This window comes from Actinomyces sp. S6-Spd3 (assembly GCF_000758755.1).
GTDB lineage: Bacteria > Actinomycetota > Actinomycetes > Actinomycetales > Actinomycetaceae > Pauljensenia.
Genome location: NZ_JRMV01000209.1, coordinates 1 through 671, shown reverse-complemented (window position 1 = coordinate 671; position 671 = coordinate 1). Strand labels below are relative to the sequence as shown.

The following is a 671-nucleotide window of genomic DNA, read 5'->3' as shown; positions in this document are numbered from 1 at the left end:
GAACCCCGTCCATCGCACCCTAAATCGGACACGAGCAAGCCGATTAATTTCCTTATGCTGGGAACTGACTCTCGCATATCGGCCGGGGATCCAAGTCAGTGGGTCAAGGGGGCGCAACGTACAGATGCATTCATGATTCTTCAGATTGCCGGCGATCGCGAATCAGTTAATGTCATTTCCATCCCTCGTGATTCTTGGGTAGACATTCCCGGATACGGCAAACAAAAAATCAACGCAGCCTTCTCTTACGGGGGCCCTACCCTCACCATCGCCACTGTAGAGCAACTAACCGGAATCCCCATAGATCACGTAGCCGTGGTTGATTTCACCTCATTCTCGGCTCTAACCGACGCACTAGGTGGCGTAACCATGACTACGAGCACAGAAGGCACACAAACTTACGATGGAGAAGCGGCTCTTGCTTTTGTACGGGAGCGGAAGAATCTTCCGGGCGGTGATTTCGACAGGGTTCGACGCCAACAACTATGGATGAAAACAGTTGCGGACAAAGTATTGACACGCGAGACTCTCTCAAACCCAGCAAACCTCTTGAGCCTTTACAACACCGTAAGTCCATATGTGGCTGTTGATGAAGCGTTCAGCCTGAGCACGATCCTTGATTTAGGTACGGACTTCAAGGCGCTTCAGAACGCAGATTTCAATTTCCTAAC

1 protein-coding gene is annotated in these 671 nt (G+C 50.8%); it reads left to right on the top strand.

Annotated features, from left to right (window positions below; all coding sequences use genetic code 11):
• Positions 1-132: 132 nt before the first annotated feature.
• A partial coding sequence (locus tag HMPREF1627_RS01775; RefSeq protein ID WP_234305198.1) for an LCP family protein occupies positions 133-671 on the top strand: 539 nt, incomplete at its 3' end.